Source organism: Paracoccus sp. S4493, assembly GCF_000967735.1.
Taxonomy (GTDB): Bacteria; Pseudomonadota; Alphaproteobacteria; order Rhodobacterales; family Rhodobacteraceae; genus Paracoccus; species Paracoccus marcusii.
Map to the genome: position 1 here is coordinate 1 of NZ_JXYF01000118.1, position 2938 is coordinate 2938.

Annotated in this window: 2 protein-coding genes; both read right to left on the reverse strand. The window is 70.4% G+C overall.

Annotation, left to right across the window (positions count from 1 at the left end):
- Positions 1 to 1512 (reverse strand): DUF4011 domain-containing protein (locus tag TW83_RS14055; RefSeq protein WP_045983405.1); only part of this gene is annotated, 1512 nt, incomplete at its 3' end.
- Positions 1513 to 1668: 156 nt separating this feature from the next.
- Positions 1669 to 2938: TonB-dependent receptor (locus TW83_RS14060; protein ID WP_045983406.1), on the reverse strand; the 1270-nt coding region annotated here is incomplete at its 5' end.

Sequence of the window (2938 nt, forward strand, 5' to 3'; positions counted from 1 at the left end):
GTCGACAAGCCGCGCCAGATCGGTCGGCTGCAGGTCCAGCGCCCGCGCGCCGCGGAACGGATGGGCCTTGGGCGGACCGGCCCGGTCGCGCGCCGCCACGAAACGGGCGATGGCCTGCGCCGCCTGTTCGCGTGCGGCGGCGTCCAGCGCCTCCAGGCCGTCCAGCGGGATGGCCGGCGGGCGGGCGCCCTGTCCGATGAATCCGATGATCCGCGACAGCGCCGCATAGGGCGCCTCGTCCCAGAACGGCAACGGGTCGTGCAGAAGGCCCGTGACCGCGTTCAGCATGTCGCGCGTCTGGCGCAGGCGCGCGGGGTCCGCCGTGGCGGGCAACGGATGCGCCCCGGCCATCAGGGTCCGGCCCAGCTCCTGCGCCAGGGCCTTCTTGTTGGCGCTGCGCGAATGCAGCTCAAGGCAGATGTCGCGCAGGCCCGCGCGGGCAAGGCGGTCGTGGACAACCGACAGGGCGGCCATCTTCTCGGCCACGAACAACACCGTCTTACCGTCATGGGCGGCGGCGGCGATGATGTTCGTGATGGTCTGCGACTTGCCCGTGCCCGGCGGGCCCTGCACGACCAGGCTGGCGCCCGCGCGAACCTCCTCGATGACCTTGGTCTGGGATGCGTCGGCGTCGATCACCTGGATGATGCGCGCCGGGTCCAGACGGTCGTCCAGACGGTCGCGATCCCCGAACAGCGGCGCGTCGCCCGCGAACCCCTGCGCCAGCAGCCCGTCCAGCAGTGGGTTTCCGTCGAACGCCCCCTCGGGCCAGTTGGCGGGGTCCAGGTCGCGGTGCATCAGCAGCTTCGCGAAGGAAAAGAACCCCAGCTGCATCCCGTCGCGGTCCACCTGCCAGTCCTGCTGACCGGACACGGCGTCCTGGACCAGGCTCAGATAGTCGCCGGGCGTCCAGTTGTCGTCCTCCTCGATCTCGGGCAGAAGGATGCCGAAATCCTGGCGCAAACGCTCCTGCAACGGCAGGTTGGCGGTCAGGTCGTCCTCGCGCGCCATCAGGTCGAAGGTCGAGCTGCGGTCGTTGCGCACCAGCTGCACCGGCAGCAGGATCAGCGGCGCCTCGCGCAGGACCTGCGATCCGGGCGCCTCGCGCCAGCGCAGGAACCCCATCGCCAGGTACAGCACGTTCAGGCCCTGCTCCTCCTCCGCGGTGCGGGCGTCGTGGGACAGGCGCAGCAGGCGGCGGGCCAGCGCCTCGGGGCCCAGGGGGGTCTCCAGCTGGCTGTCGGACTGGGTCTGTGCACCGGGCGCGGCCAACAGCAGCACGCCCTCGGGCGTGGCCGTGTCGCTGCCCATGGCGCGAAAGCGCATGCGTTTGCCCTGGATGCGCAGCAGGCGCCAGACCTCGTCGCTGCGTTCGTGGATGATGTTCAGGCAGCTGGCGCGCTGATTGTCGCGGTTCACATGGATCAGGCGGTTGCGCGTCCCCGTCTCCAGCAGCTTGCGGCGGGCGGCATCCAAGGTGCGGGTCAGGGCGGCGGGCTGGGATTGGGTCATCGGTCCAGGTCTTCTCGTTGCGCGTCCGACCCCAGGGGGGCGGAAGGGGAACATAACCGCAACCTGAACGAAAGACGAGGGATTCCAGACGGAAAACGCCACTTCCTCGGGACATTTCGAGGGGTGCGGCCCGGTTTCCCGGACCGCGGGGGGCCATCAGAACCGCAGATCGGCCGTCAGCGCGATGCTGCGTCCGGGTTCCAGCTGCTGCACGACGGTGCTGAAATCCGCCCCATAGGTCGCCCGGTCGGCATAGGCACGGTCGAACAGGTTGTTGACCTCGGCGCGCAGGGTCACGTTGCGGAACGCGGCCGGTTCGTATTCGGCAAAGACGTCCACGACGGTATAGCCGGGCCAGTCGCCGTCGACATCCACGCCCTGCCCGTCCTCCTCGATCGCGTGCTGGATGACACCGCCCAGGGTCAGCCCGGCCATGACGGCATGCCGCGCCTCCAGCGACAGCATGCCGCCCGGCACGGTGCCCAGTTCGCGCAGGTCAAAGCTGGAGGCCGGCTGGCCGTCCAGCTCGACCTTTGTGTCGCTGTAGCGCAGCGCGGCAAAGCCGCCCTGCCAGTCGCGGCGGGCGGACAGACGGAAACCCCGGCTTTCCAGATCGCGCGACACCAGCCCCTTGCGGACCCCCTCGATGCGGGTCTGGAACAGCTCGGCCCCCAGGGTCGTCGCACCCGGCTGCCATTCGACGCCCATCACCACGTTGCGCGCCCGCGTGGGCTCAAGCGCGTCATAGGCCCTGGGCGCGACATAGGGCGCGTCCAGCTCATAGACCGAGGCCAGCTGCGTGCCGCCGAACACCGTCGACCAGCCCGCGTTCAGGCGCAGCGCATCGGTGGCGTGCCAGGTGGCCGCGGCGTTCGCGCTGGTCCCGTCGGTGTCCAGGCGCTGCCCCCCAGCGCCGGTGAACCGGCTTAAGTCATGGCGCAGCCCCGCGCTGTAGTCGATGTCCCCCGCCGTGCCCCGCCCCTGCAGGAACAGTCCGGTCGTGGTTCGGTCCTCGCGGAACGCGGCGGCCGTGCCGCGGAACACCCCGTCATAGGTCGCGCGCGTGCGATAGTTGTCCAGGCCCGCGGTCAGTTCGACCCCGTGCACGGTCATCCGGTTCTGGAGGACGACGCTGACGGTATCCGCATCGCCATTGTTGAAATCGGGAACGGGGGCGTCGGGCGTGGGCAGGTCGATGGTGTCCAGCTGGTTGCGGCTGCGCGCGATGCGGATCTCGGGGTCCAGCAGGCCGTCCGCGACCGTGCGGCGCAGGGTCAGCGTCTGGGTCGACTGTTCCAGCGAATAGCGGCGCGTCTCGGGGACCGGGCGGCCCCCGATCGTGCCGGTGAAGTTCGCGCGATAGGGGCGCAGCGCGTCGTCCCGGAACCGGATGGCACCCAGCTCCGCCCGCCAGTCGCCGAACTCG